We start from the raw sequence: 22,881 nt of genomic DNA, 5'->3' as shown, positions 1-22,881 counted from the left end.
TTTATTCATAAAGACTGATATATTTAACATGTTCTAACAAGAACGAACATACGCATGATTTAACCGAGAAGAGAAACCATGAGAAAAAATATATTCGCATCTTGCTTATCTTTAGTAATAATTTTCTCACTAATACCAACTCAAGCCATTGCTCGCGAAAAATTAAACACTGGGCTAACGCAGTATAACGAATCTGTTGCATCTAATCCAAAAAACACAGAAAATACACCAAACATTTGGCACGAAGCAAAATATCAGGGTTTATTTGACCCAACTCCTACTGGACTAAAGTGGAAGTTGGACGAATCAACTAACACTCTTGAAATATCAAAAATTAGCGGGACAGATTTTGCATCTAACTCAATTGAAAAAATAATTTCCTCTAATAAAAACAACCAAGATGGCGTAAATTTTGATACAGCTAAAGTCAAAGTCATAAATATTGTTCAATCAGGCGATCAAACTGAAAATGCTGGAAAAATTCAACTCGGTAACGGTGCTAGCAATCTGTTTTCAAACTTTGCAAATCTAGAAACAATAAACAATTTGGATTTATTTGACACTTCTAATGTAGAAGATATGTCTGGAATGTTTTCTTCAACTCCTAAGCTAAAAAACATTAATGGAACTAAAGACTGGGATACAAGCCGCGTAACAGATATGAGCAGCCTGTTTGAAGATAGCGGAATAATCAGCATAAATCCAATATCTAACTGGGACGTTAGCAACGTTGAAAACATGCAGCTAATGTTTAGAAACACAAAAAATTTGCGCACAGTTCACGGATTAGACGAAAAGTGGAACACTAACAACGTTACAGACATGACTAGCATGTTTGAAGGCAGCGCAATCGAATCTGCAGACGGCATTAGAAACTTTAAAACGCGCAATGTTCATCATATGAACAACATGTTCTACCAAGCAAAGAATCTTTCAAACGTTAAGGGAATTACTTGGGACAACACCTACTGCGATGAAGCAACTGGAATGTTTGAAGAAAGCGGATTAACAACTAGCGAAGGCTTAGAAGTGTTTACAAACAACAATCTAGCTTCAATGGGAAGAATGTTTATGAACGCCAACAAGCTAGAAGACATTAAAGCGCTTGAAAACTGGGATATTAGCAATACTAACGACATTGGAAAAATGTTTACTGGAACAACCTCACTTAAAGAAGCCAACCTTGGAAAATGGAAAACTTCTTATGTTTCAAACATTGTTGGTCTTTTTGACAACAGTGGCGTTAAAAAGATAACTGGCTTAGAAAATTGGAATACAAAAAATGTTTGGAATATGGGAAAAGCATTTTCAAACACTACTAATTTAACACAAATACCAGGAATCGAAAATTGGAACACTTCTAGCGCAACAGACATGAACGATATGTTTGCAAACTCTTCTGTAACGTCTCTAGATATTTCTAAGTGGGATTTAACACAAGCTCTTAATATTCAAACCGGTTCATTAAACCAAGGTGTTAAAAACATGTTTGGCGGCAGCAAAATCGTTGATATTACCATTCCATCTGGCGTTAATCTCGAACAAACAAATCTTTCGGCACTTAATGACATTTGGAAAGAAGCAAGCACACAAAATGGAAATCTTCTTATTAAAGAAGGTGGATTCTCAAATAGTGCAAAAGATTTAATAGAAAATAACGCAAAACAAAGCAAAGAAAGCGGCTCTAGAAGATTCTTACGCGGATACTTTATGGCTACAATAAAACACGGCGATGCTAATATTAATTGCTTAGTTAATACGAATGGAAAACATAATTTTGTTGATGCAATTGTTAACTGTAAAGATTCAAATAATAAAATAACTGACTTCCGAAATCTAGGTATAGAAAAAGCAAACGCAACTTTATCTACAATTCTAGGCTTAAAAGACGAAGTGATTACAGATTGGAATAATGGGAACTCTGCTTTTAATACAGATTTAAGCAATCTTGATTTAAGTAAAGATTTTAATTTGACTGTTAAAACTAAAAGCATTCAAAAGGAAACTTCAAACGTTGTTGAGCCTAGTAGATCTGAATCTTCGGACCATGATTCTGATTCTGATTACAGTTTGAACAAATTATTATTCATTCCTTTTAATAAAGATGATTACAATTATAGTAGTTATAATCAAACCAGTGTTGATGCGAAAACATATACTGCAGAACAACAAAAGGTTGCAGAACCTAAAACTGCAGAATCTGCTAAATCGCAACAAGAAAATCAAGATACTTCTTACAAAGCAGAAATCGCCAACAAAACTGTAACAAATAAGAATCAAACCGAACAAAGCAGCAACTCAATCAGCAATAACGCTGATTACAAAGATTTGCAAAACGATTATTCTAAAGAAAACAACTCTAAAGATAATGATTCAAGTAAAAGCGTAAACAAAAAGAAGGACGCACTAACAAATAACAGCTATATTGCGAAAGCAGCCTCTTCAACCAATAATACGCATGTATTAGCTATTGCTATATTAGTTGTATTTGTTGTTGCAATTACTGGAATTGCAACCTTTACTCTAAAGAAAAACTAAAACATTTGCAATAATTTTCCGCAAAATGTTGTTCTACACAACATGTTTACAACATTTTGCGGAAAACTTTAAGATATTTTATTAAAACGCCATATATCAAGCGCCATATTGAATAAGATATTTAGCAGCGCGATCTGCTAACTGCTGATTCATTACAGGCTCGCCGTTTGAATTACTAATATTCTTGGCTGCATCGAAGATTTCGCGCACGTTTGCAATTGGAAGCACTGGGAATCCAAACTCTTGCTCTACTGCTTTTACTGCAGAAAGATCACTGTCTTTTGTGCGCTCCATTCTATCTACTGCCAAAATCAAGCCAACAACTTGCACATTTGCTTCTGCTTTAAGCTTTGGCAAAGTTTCGCGAACTGCAGTTCCAGCAGTCATAACGTCGTCAACTAGCAACACATTCATGCCGTCTTTTAGCGGCTTTCCAACCATCATTCCGCCGTCGCCGTGGTCTTTTCGCTCTTTTCTATCAAAAGTAAAACCAACTGGCATATTGTAATTATTTGTTAAAGCCATAGACGTAGAAACTGCCAGCGGAATGCCTTTATAAGCAGGACCAAAAACTGTGTCAATATTGTTAGAAAGAATACCATCTTTGATTGCTGCAACAATTCTTTGAGCGTAATAATCGCCAAGAGAAGCGATTTTCATGCCGTCGTCAAAAGCACCAGCGTTAATAAAGTAAGGCGATTGGCGACCAGACTTAAGCGTAAAATCACCAAATTTAAGTGCGCCTGAATCAAGCAAAAACTTTGTAAAATCCTCGTGTAATTGTGCCATAATTAACTCTCCTTGTTAAATCTGTCTTAAATAATCTGTCTTAAATAATCTGTCTTAAATAATCTGTCTTAAATAAATTGTTTTACTGTATTAAATTTCATCGCCAAGTTTTGCCTTCTTTAAGCAAAGATGCAAGCTTTGGTCGAGAATCAAGCAAATCGTCAAGCTCACGCGCAATGCGAATCGGAGCAGTTGGGTCCACAAGAGCGGCCGCCCCAACTTCTACAGCATTAGCGCCAGCATACAAGTATTCCAAAGCTTTCTCTCCAGAATCAATGCCACCAATACCAATGATTGGAATATCTGGCATAGCTTGACGCACTCGCCACACAAATCCAAGACCAATCGGGAAGATTGCAGGACCAGAAACACCGCCCGTACGGTTTGCAATAATCGGCTCGCCTGTGCGAATGTCAATTCTCAATCCAACTAAAGTATTAATCATGCTTAAAGCATCTGCGCCAGCGTCAACAGCAGCTTTGCAAATCGAAACAATATCTGTAACATTTGGCGTCATTTTTACAATCATCGGCTTATCTGTCATTGCGCGAAGTCGCTTAATTAAACGATGCAATGCAACTGGGTCTGTGCCAACACTCATTCCGCCATGAGTTACATTTGGGCAGCTAACGTTAATCTCTAGCATATCTGCCGCGGAATCCGCAAGCTTTTCAACAACTTGCGCATAATCTTCGTCACTGTGGCCTGCAACATTTGTGATTACAAGCGCTCCAAGCTTTTTTAACTTTGGAAGCTCGTCTACTAAATAGTGATCAACTCCAGGATTTTGCAAACCAACAGCATTCACCATTCCAGAAGGCGATTCTGCAGTGCGCGGAGAAGGATTACCCTCCCAAGGAACTGGGGAAACACCTTTTGTACAAATTGCTCCAAGTTGGCTAACGTCATAAAAGTGCGCGCAAGCTGCAAGTTGGAACGTTCCAGACGCTGTTCCAACCATGTTTTTCCACTCAACTCCCGCAACTTTAGTTGAGTGCTTCCAAACGTGGCTAGTGTCAAAACCAAGATTTTGCGCATTATTTTGCGCGTTTTCTAAAGCATTATTTGTTTCATTGCTCATGTTCTTTCCTTTACTCCCAGCCTAATCTTTCAGCGTCAAACACTGGTCCTTCGTTACAAACTTTAAGTCTGCCTTCTAAAGTATCTACAACGCAAGCAACACAAGTTCCATAGCCGCATCCCATTCTTGCTTCTAGGCTTAGCTGACATTTAACATTACGCTCATGTGCCCAATGAGCTACAGCTTTCATCATTGGCATAGGTCCGCAAGAAAGAATAACAATAGGCAAATCGCCATTAAAATCAAAATAATTTTCTTGCTCTAGCTCATTAAGCAAAGTAATAACAGTTCCTTGCGCGTTGCTAATGCTATAAACATCATCAACGTATTCCTTCATAAACGAGTCAGCAAAATGATTATCGCGATACCCGAGCACTGCACTCACTTTGCAATCCTTGTTTTTTGAAATCGCTTGAGCAGCACAAATCAAAGGAGGAACGCCCAATCCTCCGCTTACAAGAACATAGTGCGCTGGCTTAGAAATATCAAAGCCCAATCCTAATGGCCCTAAAGCATCTACAGTGTCACCTGCTTTAAGCTGTGCAAATTCGGCAGTGCCCTTACCAATAACAGCAAAAATAAGACTAAAAGTGTCTCCATCAACGCTTGCAACACCAAATGGCCTAGGAAGCATAGTTGTAGAATCTGGAGAATATAAGTTAACAAATTGCGCAGGAGTGGCCGTTTTAGCAATAGCATCATCGCGCAAAACTAAGCGATACACACCTTCGTCAAGCTTTTGATTATCAAGAACTTCTATTGGGCGCCTTCCTAAAAGACGGCTATATTTTGGCTTACTAGAATCTGAACCCGAATAGTCTAAAGAGCTTTCGCGAATAGTAAATATAAAGCCTCTAGAAGATTTTCGAGTTTGAATAAACATGCCATCACTCATGTATTTGCCCTATCTTGTTTAATGTGTAACTGTTTAGTTTTTAGTTATATATAATTTGCGATTTACAACTTGCGATTTATAATTTGAAACTTATAACTTACGATTTGTAGCTTGCTATTAGCTATAAATTATATTCGCTTATGTTTATCTATATTCACTTATAAATAGATTCACTTATAAATCGCCTGCCTTAAATCATCTCGCATATTAATAGCAGCACAAGCAGAAGAATGTGCAACAATATCTAGAATGTCATCTAAAGAAATTGAAGATTCGTGCTTTTTATAAGATTCACTGTTTTTCCAAGCACCAATAATTCCGCGCGAAGAGTTTACTATAGCGCCACTACCATTTTCATCAAACATTCCAGCAACATCTTGTGCCGTTCCGCCTTGTGCTCCGTAGCCTGGAACAAGAAAGAAAGTATGCGGCATAAACTCACGCAACCGCTTGCCTTCTTGCGGATGAGTTGCTCCAACAACCGCTCCAACTCTAGAATATCCGTGATTTCCAATGTTTGATTCGCCCCAATTTTCAATCAAGCTTGCCATATGCTCGTAAACTGGTCTGCCATCTTCAACAACAAGCTCTTGCAACTCTTTGCTAGAAGGATTAGACGTGCGCAAAAGCACAAAAATGCTCTTATTGCGCGAAATTGCTTCGTTTACAAAAGGCTTAACGCCATCAGACCCCATATACGGGTTTACAGTAAGCGAATCCTCGTGCCAAACATCCTTTGTGCTAGAACTTTTAAGAAGATTAATCAAAGACTCGTCAAAGTCGTAAGATTCATCGCTAAAATACGAATCAAGATTAGCAAATCCTCGCAAATGCGCAGCATACTGGCCTGCCGTAGAACCAATATCTCCTCGTTTTGCATCTCCAATAACAACTAAGCCTTTGGATTTAGCATAATCGCAAGTCATTGTGTAAGTGTCAATTCCAGCAGGGCCAAGCGCCTCATACATTGCAATTTGCGGCTTAACAGCTGGAACAATATCGCAAATCGCATCAATAATTGCACGATTAAACTCAAAATAAGCAGCACCAAGCAAAGTTGACAAAGCTTCTTCACTCTCTACTTCTTGCAAAACTTCATTTGCTAAGCCGCTTAAAATTTGCGCAGGCAAAATACCAGGCTTTGGGTCTAAGCCAACAACAGTAGGATTTTGCTTTGATGCAATCGCTTCTACTAACTCGTCCATTTTGCTCCCATTTTTACTATTTTTTACGACTTATGAATGCGACTTACTAAACTTACTAAACTTATTAAATACGCGACTACATTCTAGAAAACGCAATTTGCGATCCAATAATAGTTGCCACTGGCCTGCCCTTTAATTGCCAACCGTCAAATGGCGTATTTCTAGCTTTTGAATGGAATGAGTTTGAATCCACACTCCACTTTTCGTTCATATTAATCAACACTAAATCAACGTTTTCTGGGTGCTCCGTGTTGCTTAATCGCAATGTACGCCTAATCGCGCATTTAGAAGACACGTTTAGCAAAGCCGAAACATCCGTAGGTCTGCGGCTCATTAGTTGCATTGGATTAACAGACATTAGTTCAATTAAGTGCTTATCATCCGTGTAGCCTGCATCCACAAGCACTTTTCTACAAACCGCGTACGCGCATTCTAAGCCAATAATGCCATTAGGCGCACTCGCAAAGTCGCCAGCTTTATCTGCAACTGTGTGCGGAGCGTGATCAGTCGCAATCATGTCTATAGTTCCATCTGCGATTGCACCAAGAGTGGCCTGTCTATCTGCTTTAGACCTAAGTGGCGGATTCATTTTTGCGTTAACGCCATACTTAAGCACATCTTCATCGCAAAGAGCAAGATAATGCGGAGCTGTTTCACAAGTAATAGGCAAACCTTCCTTCTTAGCTTTGCGAATCGCTTCAAAAGCAGCTGCAGTACTCACATGCTGGAAGTGCACATGAACGCCACTAACTCGCGCAGCATCAATGTCGCGCTTAACAATCGCAAGCTCCGTAGAAGCAGGAATTCCGCCAACGCCTAAAATCTTAGCAACTGGGCCTTCGTTTACTGAGCCAGAATTGTGATGCTCACAATGTTCAAGAAGAGGCAATCCTGTTTCTTTAGCGATTTTTAGAACGTCTTGCAAAATCGAATCTGTAACTGCAGCACCATCGTCACTGATTGCAACTACAGGATGCTTCTTCATTGGAGACGTTTTTTGACTATCTTCGATTCCAGGAACATACTTTTTCCACAAATTAACGTTGCTAGGATCAACGCCACTTCTTCCGCCCGATGCGCAAACGCTTAAATCGTAGCGAACTGGCAATTTTACGCCATATATGCAACCGTATCTTTGCAAGTAGTCAATCACATTTTCAACATCGAAAGGAGCATCATTCCAAGGCTCGCCGTCCACCGCTGGAATCGTGTTTGGCATAATCAAAACTTGCGTATATCCGCCTGCAGCAGCAGCATTGCCGCCAGTCATCATCGTTTCTTTATCTGTTTGACCAGGATCTCTAAAATGCACGTGCGGGTCTGCAAAACCAGGAGCAACAATCCAATCACTTGCATCAATTTCTCCGCATATTCTGGCATTTGGCTCAATTAAAGCATCTTGCCGCACACCTTCTACAATTAAATCGATGCGCTCGCTAGTATCCCAAACTGCAATATTTTGCAAAGTTAAGGTTCGTGAGTTATTCATATTGCTCCTAGTTTGCTCAAGGTTTTAAGTTATTAGATTATTTTAGATTACTTTATATTTCAATTGCGTTAATCGCGATTATTTGCGCGTTTTAGTGCGCTCAATCTACTTATGCTTCTTCGTCGCAATACAAGCATCGATACACGTTTGCGTCAGAATCGTCCTTATAGAACTTTTTGACTAATGATAATTCACTATTTGTTATGCAACGAATATTAGGACATTTAAGATCTTTAGGAGCATTTTTGTCTTCTTTATGAACACGAGGATTAGCGAGCGAAATTCCATTAGCATCGTAAGCTTGCGATTCGTCTTTAGGCACATTCACAAAATCTGTTGGCTCATAGCCCAAAAGCTTATCTCCAAGAACAGAGCTTTCAAGAGCCATTCGCATAAGCATACCGTTTTTAACTTGCTCAAAGTATGCTGCACGAGGGTCCGCGTCAACATCAACCGCAATCTCGTTAATCCTAGGAAGTGGGTGAAGAACAGCCGTATTAGGCTTTGCTTTTTGCAATTTTTCTTCCGTCAAAATGTAAGTATCTCTAAGTCGCAAGTATTGATCCCTGTCTGTAAAACGCTCTTCTTGCACACGAGTCATATAAAGAACGTCTAAACTTCCAATAACTTCCATCAAATCGCGAGTTTCCTCGTAAGAGCACGATTCAGTTGCGTTTATGCGATCAATAACATATTGCGGAGTTTTAAGCTCATCTGGACTAATCAGCACAAAATGAACGTTTCCAAAGCGGCATAAAGTTTCAATAAGCGAGTGAACTGTGCGGCCGTATGTTAAGTCTCCGCAAAGCCCAACTGTTAAATTATTCAGCCTTCCAAATCGTGCAAGAATTGTTGCTAAATCTGCAAGAGTTTGAGTAGGATGCATGTGGCCACCGTCTCCTGCATTAATTACTGGCGTGCTAACAGCTTGCGTTGCTACAAAAGCGGCGCCTTCCTTAGGGTGACGCATTGCTACAACATCTACATAGTTTGACACCACTTTTAACGTGTCGCTAACTGTTTCGCCTTTACTCGCGCTAGAAAGTTGAGCGCCTGCAAAGCCAATCACCTTGCCACCTAAGCGAAGCATTGCTGTTTCAAAGCTTAATCGCGTGCGCGTGCTCGGCTCATAAAAAAGAGTGGCCAACACTCTGCCATCGCAAGTGTGGGCCACTTCTTTTCTGTGCGAATCAATGTATCGCGCTTTATCTAAAAGCATTCGTATTTGTGCCGTAGAAATATCGTCTAAAGTAACAACGCTTTTGCCTGCTAACGATTGAGCAATTGCGCAACGAGAAAAAACTTGATTGGAAGAATCAGAAAATGCGTTCGTCATAATAAAACCGCTTACCTTTCGCTAGTTGGCAAACGGCCGCGATTGTGCGCGACCTAAGTAATATTACTGATTAGCTTTGACGAAACCCATACTCGGAGTGGCGTATATTTGTTACCACAAAATGCAGAAATAAGATGCAAAAAATTATAAATCAAATTAAAAATCGATCTGACTTAATACTGATTTCTGATTACGCCTAGAATAAGTAACCTTTAATACATAAACGACGCGTTCTTCTAAATCGGCTCTATAATAAACAAAAAAATTCCCCACAGCAATACGTCGAACACCAAGAGAATTCCACGGTTCATATTTAACAACTACAGCAAATTCAGGTAAGAATGATAATTTCTCAATGTTAGATTTTATAAGACGAATAATCCTAAGAGCCGTTTTCGAAGAAATATTAGATGCAATATAATTCTTTATTTCTTTCAAATCATTTTCCGCATCTTGAGTTAGAAAAACACTAAAAGGACGCATATCAATCCTTTTCTAACTCATTGAATACTGATTCATACGAACGCACTAAACCAGCAACCGATTGCTTGTAACTATTCATAAGTTTTGCAGCAAAATCAGTAGAGAATAATTCGTCATCTTCTTCTAAATTTTCACTACTGACTGTCTGCTTTATACGTGAAGAAACATCAGAATAAAAAACTGAAGACTTAGCTCTTTCTTTTACATCAATGCTTATCATTGAATTTTTCATTAAAAATCACCTCCCATCCCAAGAAATTATAACATGCACACATGTATGAAAAATATAACAATAAATTCGAAGCTACAAAATATGACTAGATTAGCAACTGCAAACTTATCGACAGTAGAAGAGACGAGACATGACTTCACGGCATTGACGCATAACAGCCATTAAATCGTTTTCAAAAACGCGACCTTGGTTTGGATCATATCCAAGATAAGTTGCGATTCCGCCTAAAGAATAAGAGTCTGTTGGAATAACATCCGCGCGCTCAAGGGAGCCAGACCACAAGAAGTTTGCATTTCGCACTGCAGAACACATATGCCAGCAGCGCTCTAGCACATTTGCATCTTCATCTTCAATCAAATGCAATTCTTTAAGCGCTTTCAACGCTTGCATTGTGCCAACCACTCGCAAAGACTCATATTTTCCAGCGTATTGCAATTGCAAAAGCTGAACAGTCCACTCAACATCGCTTAAACCGCCGCGCCCAAGCTTCAAATGTCTGTCTCTGCTAACTCCTCTTGGCAAACGTTCTGCTTCCATACGCGCTTTAAGCTTACGAATTTCCGCTAATTGGGATTCGCTAAGCGGCTCCAATGAATAGCGCAAGTCTTTTACTACTCCACTTAGCAAAGCATCCGCCAACTCTTTAGAACCTGCAGCAAAGCGCGCGCGCAAAAGTGCCTGATTTTCCCACGTACTTGCCCACTTTTGGTAATAATGCTCGCACGATTCTAGCGAGCGCACAAGCGAGCCATCTTTGCCTTCTGGTCGCAAATCTAAATCAACCATGATTTTTGGCTCTAAAGTAAGAGAACCTTGCAAAATATTGCGCAATATGTCTACAGTAGTTTGCGCAAAACGGTGAGCAAGATTCGCTCCAGAATCATCGCTAGAATCACAACCGCAAATATCTTGTGTAGGCTTATAAACAACCATCATATCTGCATCAGAGCAGAAGTTAACTTCCCTACCGCCATAACGTCCGAGGGCAATAATTGCAATCGAAGCTTTGCTCTCATCTAGGCACATTTTTAGAGACGCATCTTTCATAGCCCATTGCAAAGCAGCATCAAGAACAGCGTCAAATACGTCACTCATCGCTTGCATAGAAGTATCATCGTCAATAATCCCACACATCCAAGCAAGAGCTACTCGCTCAATTTCTTGCCTTCTTAAAGCGCGCAAAGATTGAGCAAAATCCGCAATACTGCTTGAATATCTTGCAACCATTGCGCGCGTTTGCATATCCAAGCTTTCTCTGCCTCTTGGCGCAAGCGTCGAGTCGTCTCCAAGCCAAGTTATCGACTGTATGGACTTCATCATTGCATCGCCTAAATAGCGCGAATCAGACAAAACATGGCAAAGCCGCTGAGCTGCGCTAGGAGAATCGCGCAAAAATCCAAGATACGTATTTTTTCCACCAAAACGTTCGGAAAGTCGTCTAAAAGCAAGCAAACCCATGTCGGGATTTTGACCTTCTCCAAGCCATTTCAACACTGCTGGAAGTAAAATTCTATGAATTTTAGCAGCACGCGAAAGCCCCTCAGTAAGCGCTTCAACATGCATTTGTGCAGCTTTAGCGTCCGCAAATCCGATTGATGCAAAGCGAGCGCGAGCAGCCTCAGCAGACAGCACAATAGGATCCGCATCCGTTTGCGCATTAATCGGAAGCATTGGGCGATAATAAATATCTTTATGCAAGTGTCTAATTTCTCGTCGCGCTTTGTCGAATCGCGCAACAAGCTCTTCTGGCTTAAGTCTAACAGCTCTAGCAAGACGCCTAATTTGCTCGTTACTGTTAAGCTCTTCTACACTAATACTTCTTGCGCGATCTAATCCACCATTTCCTTGCGCACCTAAGTCTGGGAATAAATGTGTACGTTGCATATTCCACATTTGCTGGCGATGTTCTAGCACGCGCTCAAAACGGTAGTGTTCTGCCAAAATCGCAGCTTGCGATCTAGAAACATAACCTCCAGCAGATAATGCGTTAAGCGCGCCTAGTGTATCTCTAACTCGCAAAGACGTATCTTCGCTTCCGTGCACAAGTTGCAACATTTGCACAGTAAACTCAACATCGCGCAATCCTCCGCGACCAAGCTTCATGTCTAAATCTCTATGAGACGCAGGAATCAAAGACTCCACTCGCTGTCTCATATGTTGGCAATCTGCAACAAAGTGTTCACGCCCAGACGCTTTCCAAACAAGCGAATCTGCCATTTGTCTATAATCTTTACCAAGTTGCATATCTCCTGCAGCTGGCCTCGACTTTAGTAATGCTTGAAACTCCCAGCTACTTGCCCACTTTTCGTAGTATTCTCTGTTAGATTCCAATCGCCTAACAAGCGGACCATCTTTACCTTCCGGCCTTAACGCAGTATCAATTTGCCACAATGGCGGCTCCGCACAACCCATAACAACCGATTGGCACACTTTTTGCAAAACAAGCGCAATAGAAGAACCAACTCTCAAAGCTTCATCTTGTTTAACGCCATTAGTTGGCTCTACTACGTATATTAAGTCAATGTCGGAAACGTAGTTTATTTCTTGCGCTCCCAATTTTCCCATTGCGATTATTGCAAACTTGCAACAGCAAGATCCAGAAACTTGCCCGCGCGCAATCGCAAGAGCCGCCTCTAAAGCAGCATCTGCAGCGTCCGAAAGTTTACGACTTATGTCTGGTTGTAATTCTACAGGGTCTGCGCTCGCCAAATCGTATGCCATAATCGCAGCAATATGCTGGCGATATCTCGCTCTAAGCGCGCAAACAGCTTGCGCAAAAGGCATAGAGCTTATTGGAACAGTGCACGAATCGCAATTCTTGTTGTCATCTTTTTCTTCATTTACTACTGTTGCGCTGTACGATTGAACAGCTTCTAGTAAATCCAAAACGCGCTCTTCTAAAGTCATATGTAGCAAATGATTTGGGTCACTTGCAGCAGCGTTTATTAAATCTTCGCGTGTTCGCATTAGCATTGCAAACGCTTTAGAAGCTCCAAGAACTTGCATTAAAGACGAAAGCGGACTTGTTATTAGTGAATTATTCGAGTTTTGAGCAATATTTTCAACAACTTTTTGACGCGATTTATATATGTCGTTAAACGCTAAAATTGCGTAATCTGGATCTTCTACTCTATTTATGCTTTCTAAGATTTTGAGCACATTAATTGAATTATTCTCACAATTTTTGCAAACATCTTCTATAGTTTTACGAGCAGATTCTGGGCGCGCAAACCCTGCTTTAACTAGACTTCTATACGATAAGTTGCTTTCTTGAGCAAAACCTAAGTTGCTTTTTGAACCATTTTGCAAATTAGCTTTTGATTCCACGTTCAAAATCGCGCTAAAGCCATTGCTTAAATCTCCAGCATTACTTGATTCTTTGCTCATAACGCCACTGTACATTGTGGTGTCGTACAACAATATTTTGCACGGCACCACATGCACAAATCACAAAAATCGCACAAATCGCACAATTTGCATAAATCGCATAATCTACACGATTTTAGTAAAAAGTGGCTTAACGTTTGACCAAATGCTTCTAGTAACGCCAGGACGATTCATTGTGTACAAGTGTATTCCGTCTACACCTTCCGCAACTAAATCGTTAATCTGTTGAGACGCAAATATACTTCCAGCGTCTTGCAAAACTTCTGGGTTACTTCCCCATCGCTCAATCATTGCTAAAACTGGCTCACTCATTTTAGAAGAGCACATTTTTGTCATTCGCTTAACTTGATTTGCGTTTACAACTGGCATAACTCCAGCTTCAATAGGAACGTTAATGCCAGCTTTTCTAGCTAAATCCCTAAAATGCAAAAAGTCATCGTTATTGTAAAAAAGTTGCGAAATCAAGTAAGTTACTCCAGCATCCACTTTTCGCTTTAGATTATCAATGTCTTCTTGCAAAGTAGCAGCTTCTGGATGTTTTTCTGGGTAGCATGCACCCAAAATAGGCAAATCTGGTCGCTTTGAGCGAATATACGATACTAAATCGCTTGCGTGATTAAACACTCCAGCAGCATTCTGACTTTCAATAACGTCTCCGCGCAAAGCTAAAACACCACTAACGCCTGCCTTATCAAACATGTCTAAAGCTTCGTCAACATCGTCATAATCCAAGTATCTTGCTGTTAAGTGAGCAACAGTCTTAATGCCATACTCCGATCGAATAGTGTTGGCGATTCTAGCAGTAGCAGTTCGATCCGAAGATTTTCCTGTTCCGTAAGTTACAGATATAAAATCTGGATCTAAACCCCTTAAGCCGTCTAAAGTGTCGTAAATCGTGCCTATTGGAGATGTTCTTTTAGGCGGAAACACCTCTAAAGAGAACTTTGGTTTGTACGTCATTTTAGACCGCCACCCAATTCGCTTCTAACTTTTTTAGCTGCCGAAACAAGATTTTGCAAGCTAACCCACGTTTCTGCATTGCCGCGAGTTTTTAAGCCACAATCTGGGTTAATCCAAAGTTTGCCTGCCGGCATTTTTTGCAAAATCTCGTGAATCCTGTTAACAATCTCCTCTTCGCTAGGAACGCGAGGAGAGTGAATGTCGTAAACGCCAGGGCCCGCTTCTGTTTCAAAGTTCGCGTTATGAATAGCGTCCAAAACAACTAAATCTCCGCGCGAAGCTTCAAACGATATAACGTCCGCGTCCATTGCATCAATGTCTCGAATAATGTCGTTGAACTCCGAGTAGCACATATGCGTGTGGATTTGCGTAGTAGCATCTACAGCAGAATGCACAAGACGGAAAGATGCAATTGCCCAATCCAAATACTTCTTATGCCAATCAGAACGCCTAAGCGGAAGCTTTTCACGCAAAGCTGCCTCATCGATTTGAATTACGCGAATTCCAGCACGCTCCAAGTCCAAAACTTCGTCTCTAATAGCAAGAGCCAGCTGCTGAGTTTGCTCCTCGTGCGTAATATCTTCTCGAGGCCAAGACCAGTTAAGAATCGTAACAGGCCCCGTTAGCATGCCCTTCATAACATGATTTGTGCGGCTTTGAGCATACGCACTCCACTCTACTGTGATCGGCTGCGCTCTAGAAACGTCGCTCCAAACGATTGGAGGCTTTACGCATCGAGTTCCATAAGACTGCACCCAAGCGTTTTTTGTAAACTTAAATCCGTGCAAATGCTGGCCAAAGTATTCAACCATGTCGTTTCGCTCAAACTCGCCATGCACAAGAACGTCTAAGCCAATGCTCTCCTGGTGTTCTATGCACTCGTCTATTTGCTTGGCAATAAACGCGTTGTATTCTTCTTTGCTAATTTCGCCTTTTCTAAAAAGCGCTCGAATCGATCTTATTTCTTTTGTTTGAGGGAAAGATCCGATAGTTGTTGTAGGCAAATCAGGCAATCCTAATGCTTCTTTTTGTAATTTTTGACGCTCCGCGCGAGATGGCTTTCGCTCAAAATCTTCTGCCTTAAGGCTTGCGATTCGCGATTTAACGTTTTCGTCTACTTTTACTCTAGACCCGTCAAACAATGCCTGATTTTGCGCTAATTCCTCGCTATTTTTAAGCTCATCATCATTCAAAACGCAAAGCTTAGCGATTTCGCTTACTTCCTTCAACTTTTCTACAGCAAACGCAAAATGCTTTAATACGTCTTCGCCAAGCTCTTCTCCATCCGTACTAAATGGAACATGCAAAAGCGAGCATGCAGTAGAAACAGCTATGCGATTAGTAACATTTTTTTGCAAAGCGTCTAATAAGCCAAGACTTTGTGCGTAGTCATTTTTCCAAATGTTTCTGCCGTTTACAACTCCTGCAAAAATAGTTGTTTTCTCGTTTACTCCATATTTTTGCAAAGCTTCAAGGTTTTCTTCTTTGCCTTCTACAAAATCTAAGCCAATTGCATCGAACGCTAAATCGTTTAGTGTTTTGTAAGAGTCTAAAATATTGCCAAAATACGTGTTAAGCAAAATTTTAACGTTTTCATCATTCGCAGCGCTTTCAAGTCTGCTTTCAAGAATCGGCTCATATAAATCGCTAAAGATCTTTAAATCGCCATCTTCTTTATCTAAGCACAAGTATGGTTCATCAAATTGCAACCATTTTGCTCCAAGACTTGCAAATCGTTTTACAATACTGCAATATGCGTTTGCTAAGGCTTCAATCGTCTCTTTGTTTGCTTCTAATTCTTGAGCTTGTGGCGTACGAGCAAGCTTTAAGAATGTGTATGGGCCAATCAGAACTGGCTTTGTTTCAATTCCTAGCGCGTTTGCTTCATTAAACTCGTCGAATGGTTTTGTGCCAACTAAACGCAACTCTTGCGGATTTTCTACTTCTGGAACAATGTAGTGGTAGTTGGTTGTAAACCACTTCTTCATTGGAAGCGCTGTTACATCTCCTCTATCCCCTTGATATCCACGCGCGATTGCAAAAAGCGTATCTTCCGCATTTTCAAACTCTAGATTCTTGTACCGTTCTGGCACTGCACCAAGCAGGATTGCTGTGTCTAGCATTTGATCGTAGTAGCTAAAATCGTTGCTTGGTATGAGTTCTATTCCAGATTCTGCTTGAATTTTCCAATGCTTTTTGCGCAAATCTTTTGCAACTTGTCTTACTTCTTCTAGAGTTGCGTCTTTTTTCCAATAGCGTTCAATAACTTTCTTAAGCTCGCGATTTGCGCCGATTCGTGGGAATCCCTGTACAGATGTAAGAACAGTATGCATATATCCTCCAAATAATTAACAACCTGATTCAGCCTAGCAAACATTTGGCTTAATGAGGTCATTACCTATTTGGGGGTGTCGTTATAACTTAAACTTATATGCATATTTGTGCATATATTTATTCAGATATTTGTGCAAATTTATGCAAATTTTATAAGAATTTTATTCGTATTTACTACTCAAAATCCTTTGGACTTATAATGCCTAAAGCTTTTGCTCCGCGAAGTCCGCAAGTTGCAAAAGGAGTTTCGGAAACTAGCACAACAATCGAAGCGTTAGAAAGCCCCAGTCGCATTGTTCCTAAAACGTCTGGGTCAGAATCTGGGGAGGAAAGCCATTGCGCAGCCATCGACATTGTTGGCTCATGGCCTATAATCATTGTTATTTTAGATTCACTCCTAATCGCGCAAAGCTCATCCATTACAGATTGCATTCCGCCATCATATAAGCTTTTTCTTGATGCAACTATTGGCGAATCTCCAAACTTTTTAAGCATTTTGTGCATTGTTTGCTCTGTGCGATTTGCGCTTGAACAAACAATATAATCTGGAACAAGCTTTAAAGATTTCAAGCCTTTTGCCATGATTTTTGCTTGTTTTATGCCTTTATCGCTAAGGTCCCTTCCCCAATCGTCTCCCATTGTTGGCGGCACCGCTTTTGCGTGGCGCATTAGTAGCAGCACATATTTTGCATGCTTTACTTTTTTAACGATTTTTTTGATTGACGCCGCCATTTTAATCTCCTACTTCTAAAATTAAGCCTTATTAGGCTCTGGATTTGAGTTAGGCAATTGTGCGATTTGTAAATCTAAATCTCTAAGAACTTTTCTAAGCTTTCTATCGGATATATCTCTAAGAGACAAGTCTTCTAGCTGTTCTGCACGCTCTTCTGGGGTTAAGTCATCAATATCGCTAACAGTATCTTTTGTAGCACGCTCGCGCTTTTTTAGCGCATTAAATCCTTGAGCCATTGCGCGCGAAATAACCAAAAAACCAGTGTGACCTATCATTGCGTGATCTGGTCTAACTGCTAAATCTTGAGCTTTCCAAGTTCTTTCTAACGTTTCTTGAATCTCTGGCTCCGTCCAAACTCCCGAAGCTCGCAAACATTGTGCCATTCTAGACATTTGCGTTGTTGTTGTTACGTACGCAACTAATACGCCACCTGGAGCAATAACCCTATAAGCTTGTTCAAGCCTGTTCCAAGGGTCAAGCATATCTAGCATAATGCGATCAAAATAACCTTCTGGAAGAGACTTTGCTACTGTGTCAAAATCGCCAGTTAAAAGATTCCACCATTTTGGACTTTCGCCATAGTAAATCGTTGCATTTAGTTGCGCGATTCTAGCAAAATCAGGCCTAAGCTCTATTGTTGTAAGCTCGCCACTTTGACCAACAGCGTCTAAAAGACTTAAGCTCATTGCGCCAGAGCCTGCTCCCGACTCTAAAACGCGCATTCCAGAGCGAATATCTCCTAAAGAAATCACTTGTGCAATATCTTTTGGATACATGATTTGAGCGCCTCTTGGCATAGATAAAACGTAATCTGCCAATCGCGGACGCATAACTACATAATCCCATCCGCCTATTGCGCGCGCAGCCATCCAAGGCTTGTTTGATTCTTTAGATGCGTCAACTGGCTTATTACTGCGCTCAAAATCACGTTTTGTGCTAACTGTTGTTACTACAACGCCTTGAGTTTTGCCAATAACATCGTCGTGCAAAATAATGCCATGCTCGGTTTGTGTAACTCCGCCTTTAACAAGCTGTGCTGTGATTCGCTTGCCTTTTCTATCGGTGAATTGGATTTTTTCACCAACTTGCAAAACTCCTCTACGCGCATAGCTTTCGTACACAAAACACCTCGCTTATTTTTAGAACGACTTTTACTATTATAAGCTAACGGTTGTAAGTAGCATTGCTGAATCGATTGCAAAATCTGGAGCGGATGGACGAACGCCTGCTTCTACCAAATTCACGCCCAGCATTGCCACCATTGCTCCGTTATCTGTACAAAGCTTAAGCTGCGGCAAGCGAACTTCGATTCCGTGTTCTTTGCCTTGCTCTAAAAGATGCTCTCTAAGTTGCGAGTTTGCGGAGAATCCGCCACCAATCAGCAAAGTTTTAGAACCATACTGTTCGCAGCCCATCATAGCTTTGCGCGAAAGAACATCTGCAACAGAGTTTGCTAAAGACGCACAAACGTCGTCTACTGGTATTTCTAAGCCTTGTGCTTGGCGAGCTTCCACCCAGCGCGCAACAGCAGTTTTTACTCCCGAAAAACTAAAGTCGTAAGGATGCTCTTTGCCAGAACGACCTTGCGTAAGTCCCTGTGGAACTTTCAACGTATTTGGATTTCCAAGGCGCCCGTGCCTATCAATATGCGGGCCTCCTGGGTAAGGGAATCCAAGCAACCTAGCTACTTTATCAAAGCATTCGCCAGCTGCATCGTCTAATGTTGTTCCAACAACGTCTATGCTGCGCGCAATGTTATTAACATGCAAAAGAGAAGTGTGTCCTCCCGAAACAATAAGCGCTAGAACGTCTTTAGGCACGTCTCCGAATTGCAATTGCGTTACTGCAATGTGTCCAATAACGTGGTTTATTCCATAAATCGGCTTTTTTGCGGCACTCGCTAGTGCTTTAGCGCCAGAAACACCAACAGCTAAACATCCTGCTAATCCTGGACCCGCGCTTACTGCTATAGCATCAATATCGCTCAAATCCATATTTGCATCTGCTAATGCTTTTGAAACGACTGGCACAAATGCTTCTGCATGCGCGCGCGATGCGATTTCTGGTATAACACCGCCATATCGCGCGTGTTCTTGCATTGAGGATGCTACAACGTTAGAAACTAATGTTCTTCCTTTAACGATTGCGGCCGCTGTTTCGTCGCAAGTTGATTCAATGCCTAAAACTATTGGCTCGCTTGTTTTATTCATTGTTTCACTCATTGTTATCCTCACTTTTAGCGCTGTTATAAGCTTCGCTAGATTCTTTTAAGTTTTTTGAGTTTTCTAAATTTTCTAAGTCGTCTAAGTTGTCTAAGTCTTCAAAGTTTTCTATTTGCGCACACATTGTATATGCGTCTATTCCTTCTGGCATGTAGTATCTTTTTCGTAATCCCATTTTTGTAAAACCGAATTTTTCATACAGTTTTAGCGCTGGATTGTTATTTACTCTAACTTCCAAAAGCATTCGTTTTGCGCCGATTGATTTTGCATTTTCAATCATAGTTTTTAGAAGATTGCTTGCAATTCCTCGCTTTTGATACTCTTTTGCAACACCTATTGTCATTATTTGAGCGTCGTCACCATCAAACCAAAATCCTGCATACCCAGCTACCGTATTTGTGTTTAGATCAACATCTGCATAATACGCGCGCATCGGTGCTTGTAACTCTTGCAAAATCATGTTCTTGTTCCAGCATCCTGACCCAAACAAGTCTGCTTCGATTTTTGCAATTTGAGAAACTATTGCTTCATATTTTGCACAATCAATTTTCTCTATAGCTCTGCTTTTACTATTTGATACACAAGCTGGATATTTTGAGCAAGTTATGTCTACAATCATATGCGTACTTCGCTTGAATCCTATTTTTCCGCCACTTCCGCCACTTTTGTAGCAGCGCCAGATCCCAAAACATGCTTCAATGGGTTTGGAACAGATACGTCTGGTCTTCTTAAATAAAGTGGTTCAATAACGTCTTTTTGACTTGCGCACAACTTAAATATCTCTAATCCTTTTACGTCTAAATCAAGAGCACTCACTTCGGTGATTAAGCATATATTCTCGATTTTCTTCCAATCTTCAGCGTATTTTTTAGCACCATGACCCGCAACGCAAACGCAATAATCGCAAATATTATTTGATTCAAAATATTGATTTACTCTATCAACAATATTTGCAGGATAATCAATATCCATTTCTATTACTGCGCAACCACTATCGTCATATAAACTCATATAAACTTGGCGTCTTCTAGCGTCATTTAGCGAAAGAACATACGTGTGTTTAGCTACGCAAGATTCATTATTTTCGACTATTTCGCTATTAGAGATAACGCCATTTTTAAGCGATTCTTCAAAAGCTCCAGAACGAATCATTAAGCTTTGAGGCAGCAAACTGTTGCATCCTAGAATCTTTGCGTTATTCGCAAAAGCAATCGCCTTAGCTGCAACTAGTCCAGCTCGTAAACCAGTAAAAGGAGCAGGGCCTACTCCAACTACAATCTCATCTATTTGATTAAGCTCTAGTCCAGCATTTTTTACAGCAGAATCAATGTTTACTTGCAATCTTTCAACATGAGTGCGAGAATCCGTTTCTATTATCGGATTATGCCCCACAACTCCAACTGTTGAACCGTACGACGTGTCTATAATCAGCGTATTGCTCATTTTCATTCCTTAAATTGACTAACCAATTTAGCTTACTCTTAATCAAGAATTTTTAAGCGATCACACCAGTCTCCCCCAACTGGAACAAGCGTTACAACGCGATTTCCTTCGCTCGTAAACTCATTTGATTCGCTTTTATCAATCGGCCTATCAATATGAACTTCAAGACGAACATTTGCAAGAACGCCTGCCATTTGCTCTCCCCATTCCATAAGCACAACAGTTCCATCTCCTGGCTCTTCTAAAGCTTCGTCTAATCCAAGTGATTCAAGCTCATCTAAAAGCCTAGAAACAGTGTCTTGCCCTGGAGCGTAATCTTTTCCACCAAGCCTGTACGCGTCTACGTGAATAAGATTTGCCACTTTTCCGTTAGAAAACGTTCCTTTAAGCTCTCTAGCAATAGTAAAAGTTGGGGAAACTATTGGCTCTTTTATTGCTAAGCCTTTACCAAATCCTTTAGCAAACGTCGTTTTTCCAGCACCAAGAGGGCCAGAAAGCAAAATAACGTCTGTTTCATGCACTATTTTTGCGATTGATTCTCCAAGATCTTGCATACACGAATCACTTGGAATTACAAGCTTTTTAATATTATGATTTTCCAAAATCACACACTTTCGACTTAATTCAATTTAATTCAATTTAATTTGATTTACTTTAACGACCGCGCAAAGCAATCATGCTAATGCATTTTTCTAAAGCGTAATCAGCATCGCTTGTTCCGCCTTTGCATTGCTCATCTGCCCACGCTAAACACATAAAACACTTACGAATTCCATTCTCACTCCATCCGCCTAAATCTCTCATAGCCATTTTTAACGCCCACGGGTTCACTTTTGCTTGCGCGTTAGAAATTTCTCCGTTTTTAACTGCTATAGCTTTTGCGATTATGCGCATTTTTACAGCTAATGCTCCAATCAACGCTATAGGGTCAACGCCTTGCAAAACCGCTCTTCTTGCAGCAAGAATAGCTTGACCCGCGTTTCCTTGTGCAGCTTTATCTGCTACAAAAAATCCAGTTACTTGCGGATCCGATATTAAGTATTGGTCAACTATTTTTAGCGTTATTGGGTTATCTTCAAAATCAAAACAAAGCTGAGAACAAAGAGATGCCAACTGGTCGGTTTTTCCACCTAAAACCTCTACAATTCGCGCAGCTGCTGCAGGCTCTACTGTGCGATTTTGTCTTTCAAAAAGACTTAGAACAAAATTCAATCTTGCATCATCTTTTTTAAGATCTGGAACAGTTATTTTATTTGCTCCAGCTTTTTCTAGCTTTGTAACGATTGACTTTCCTTTAACACCACCTTCGTGTCGTGCAATAACCCAGCAATCGTTTTCATTAGATTTTACATTAGATTTAGATTTACTAGCGCAAAACTCTATTATTGCTTCGACTAAATCTTCATTAGCTTGTTCAAGATTATTAATAACAACAATTGTTCCACTAGAGAAAAGTGATGGACCTGTAGCAGTTATAAAAGCATATTTATTGGCATTAAAAGCGTCTAAATTTACAACATCTGCATCTGGGCATGAGACTAATATGCGCGTTTTTAAGTCGCGAGCGTTCAAATCATTCAAATACGCATCCCCACCAACTACAATCGTAAGTGGCGCAAAGTTTTTTAACGCTTGCATACGTACCCCTTAATGCTAATGTTTTACAAGTTAGCTAATCAAATCTACCATTAATTCGATTATTTTTAGCTATTTAACACATCTAATAATTGTACAAACTATACAAAACTTAAGAT

19 protein-coding genes are annotated in these 22,881 nt (G+C 40.4%); 1 reads left to right on the top strand and 18 read right to left on the bottom strand.

Annotation, left to right across the window (positions count from 1 at the left end; all coding sequences use genetic code 11):
• Positions 1–78: 78 nt before the first annotated feature.
• Positions 79–2,538: a BspA family leucine-rich repeat surface protein gene (locus tag NYP65_RS01040; protein ID WP_473410494.1), complete on the top strand. Its 2,460-nt coding sequence runs from the start codon at positions 79–81 to the stop codon at positions 2,536–2,538.
• Between the two features lie 96 nt (positions 2,539–2,634).
• On the opposite strand, the gene pyrE is transcribed toward NYP65_RS01040, so the two are convergent.
• The 18 genes from pyrE to holA form a co-directional block, all read right to left on the bottom strand.
• Positions 2,635–3,327, bottom strand: a complete 693-nt coding sequence (pyrE, locus tag NYP65_RS01035; RefSeq protein WP_060785950.1) for an orotate phosphoribosyltransferase — start codon at positions 3,325–3,327, stop codon at positions 2,635–2,637.
• A gap of 97 nt (positions 3,328–3,424) precedes the next feature.
• Positions 3,425–4,408 carry a dihydroorotate dehydrogenase gene (locus NYP65_RS01030; RefSeq protein ID WP_016635432.1) on the bottom strand — a complete coding sequence of 328 codons (984 nt, stop codon included), beginning with the start codon at positions 4,406–4,408 and terminating at the stop codon, positions 3,425–3,427.
• Between the two features lie 10 nt (positions 4,409–4,418).
• Positions 4,419–5,303 carry a dihydroorotate dehydrogenase electron transfer subunit gene (locus tag NYP65_RS01025; protein ID WP_101896561.1) on the bottom strand — a complete coding sequence of 295 codons (885 nt, stop codon included), beginning with the start codon at positions 5,301–5,303 and terminating at the stop codon, positions 4,419–4,421.
• 170 nt (positions 5,304–5,473) lie between these two features.
• Positions 5,474–6,508 carry an orotidine-5'-phosphate decarboxylase gene (gene pyrF / locus NYP65_RS01020; protein ID WP_101896560.1) on the bottom strand — a complete coding sequence of 345 codons (1,035 nt, stop codon included), beginning with the start codon at positions 6,506–6,508 and terminating at the stop codon, positions 5,474–5,476.
• A 76-nt stretch (positions 6,509–6,584) separates the two neighbouring features.
• Positions 6,585–7,997: a dihydroorotase gene (locus tag NYP65_RS01015; RefSeq protein WP_018615672.1), complete on the bottom strand. Its 1,413-nt coding sequence runs from the start codon at positions 7,995–7,997 to the stop codon at positions 6,585–6,587.
• A gap of 109 nt (positions 7,998–8,106) precedes the next feature.
• The gene (gene pyrB, locus NYP65_RS01010; RefSeq protein ID WP_004133044.1) at positions 8,107–9,333 is read right to left on the bottom strand and encodes an aspartate carbamoyltransferase; all 1,227 of its coding nucleotides are present in this window, start codon (positions 9,331–9,333) and stop codon (positions 8,107–8,109) included.
• 156 nt (positions 9,334–9,489) lie between these two features.
• A complete protein-coding gene (locus NYP65_RS01005) occupies positions 9,490–9,816 on the bottom strand; it encodes a type II toxin-antitoxin system RelE/ParE family toxin (RefSeq protein ID WP_473410493.1) in 327 nt (108 codons plus the stop codon).
• Between the two features lies 1 nt (position 9,817).
• The gene (locus NYP65_RS01000; RefSeq protein ID WP_473410492.1) at positions 9,818–10,048 is read right to left on the bottom strand and encodes a hypothetical protein; all 231 of its coding nucleotides are present in this window, start codon (positions 10,046–10,048) and stop codon (positions 9,818–9,820) included.
• A gap of 105 nt (positions 10,049–10,153) precedes the next feature.
• The gene (locus NYP65_RS00995) at positions 10,154–13,450 is read right to left on the bottom strand and encodes a bifunctional [glutamine synthetase] adenylyltransferase/[glutamine synthetase]-adenylyl-L-tyrosine phosphorylase (RefSeq protein WP_473410491.1); all 3,297 of its coding nucleotides are present in this window, start codon (positions 13,448–13,450) and stop codon (positions 10,154–10,156) included.
• A 90-nt stretch (positions 13,451–13,540) separates the two neighbouring features.
• On the bottom strand, positions 13,541–14,395 hold the full coding sequence (gene metF / locus NYP65_RS00990; RefSeq protein ID WP_004133041.1) for a methylenetetrahydrofolate reductase [NAD(P)H]: 855 nt from the start codon (positions 14,393–14,395) through the stop codon (positions 13,541–13,543).
• Positions 14,392–16,728 (bottom strand): 5-methyltetrahydropteroyltriglutamate--homocysteine S-methyltransferase, encoded by a 2,337-nt coding sequence (gene metE, locus NYP65_RS00985; protein WP_004133040.1) that lies wholly within the window; start codon positions 16,726–16,728, stop codon positions 14,392–14,394. The genes metF and metE overlap by 4 nt, the downstream gene beginning before the upstream one ends.
• 175 nt (positions 16,729–16,903) lie before the next feature.
• Entirely contained in the window at positions 16,904–17,461 is a 558-nt protein-coding gene (locus tag NYP65_RS00980; protein WP_004133039.1) for a SixA phosphatase family protein, read from the bottom strand.
• 21 nt (positions 17,462–17,482) lie between these two features.
• A complete protein-coding gene (locus tag NYP65_RS00975; RefSeq protein WP_473410490.1) occupies positions 17,483–18,583 on the bottom strand; it encodes a tRNA (adenine-N1)-methyltransferase in 1,101 nt (366 codons plus the stop codon).
• A 36-nt stretch (positions 18,584–18,619) separates the two neighbouring features.
• Positions 18,620–19,684: a tRNA (adenosine(37)-N6)-threonylcarbamoyltransferase complex transferase subunit TsaD gene (gene tsaD / locus NYP65_RS00970; RefSeq protein WP_473410489.1), complete on the bottom strand. Its 1,065-nt coding sequence runs from the start codon at positions 19,682–19,684 to the stop codon at positions 18,620–18,622.
• A complete protein-coding gene (gene rimI / locus NYP65_RS00965; RefSeq protein WP_473410488.1) occupies positions 19,677–20,303 on the bottom strand; it encodes a ribosomal protein S18-alanine N-acetyltransferase in 627 nt (208 codons plus the stop codon). Before rimI ends, tsaD begins: the two co-directional genes overlap by 8 nt.
• Before the next feature lie 20 nt (positions 20,304–20,323).
• Positions 20,324–21,127 carry a tRNA (adenosine(37)-N6)-threonylcarbamoyltransferase complex dimerization subunit type 1 TsaB gene (tsaB, locus tag NYP65_RS00960; RefSeq protein WP_473410487.1) on the bottom strand — a complete coding sequence of 268 codons (804 nt, stop codon included), beginning with the start codon at positions 21,125–21,127 and terminating at the stop codon, positions 20,324–20,326.
• Positions 21,128–21,165: 38 nt separating this feature from the next.
• The gene (tsaE, locus tag NYP65_RS00955) at positions 21,166–21,729 is read right to left on the bottom strand and encodes a tRNA (adenosine(37)-N6)-threonylcarbamoyltransferase complex ATPase subunit type 1 TsaE (RefSeq protein ID WP_032839262.1); all 564 of its coding nucleotides are present in this window, start codon (positions 21,727–21,729) and stop codon (positions 21,166–21,168) included.
• A gap of 52 nt (positions 21,730–21,781) precedes the next feature.
• Complete coding sequence (holA, locus tag NYP65_RS00950) at positions 21,782–22,765, bottom strand: DNA polymerase III subunit delta (protein ID WP_473410486.1); 984 nt, start codon at positions 22,763–22,765, stop codon at positions 21,782–21,784.
• Positions 22,766–22,881 lie beyond the last annotated feature (116 nt).

This window comes from Gardnerella sp. c12Ub_1, from assembly GCF_055804375.1.
The sequence above is the reverse complement of the archived record's forward strand: the minus strand, read 5'-3'. Positions and strand labels throughout refer to the sequence as shown.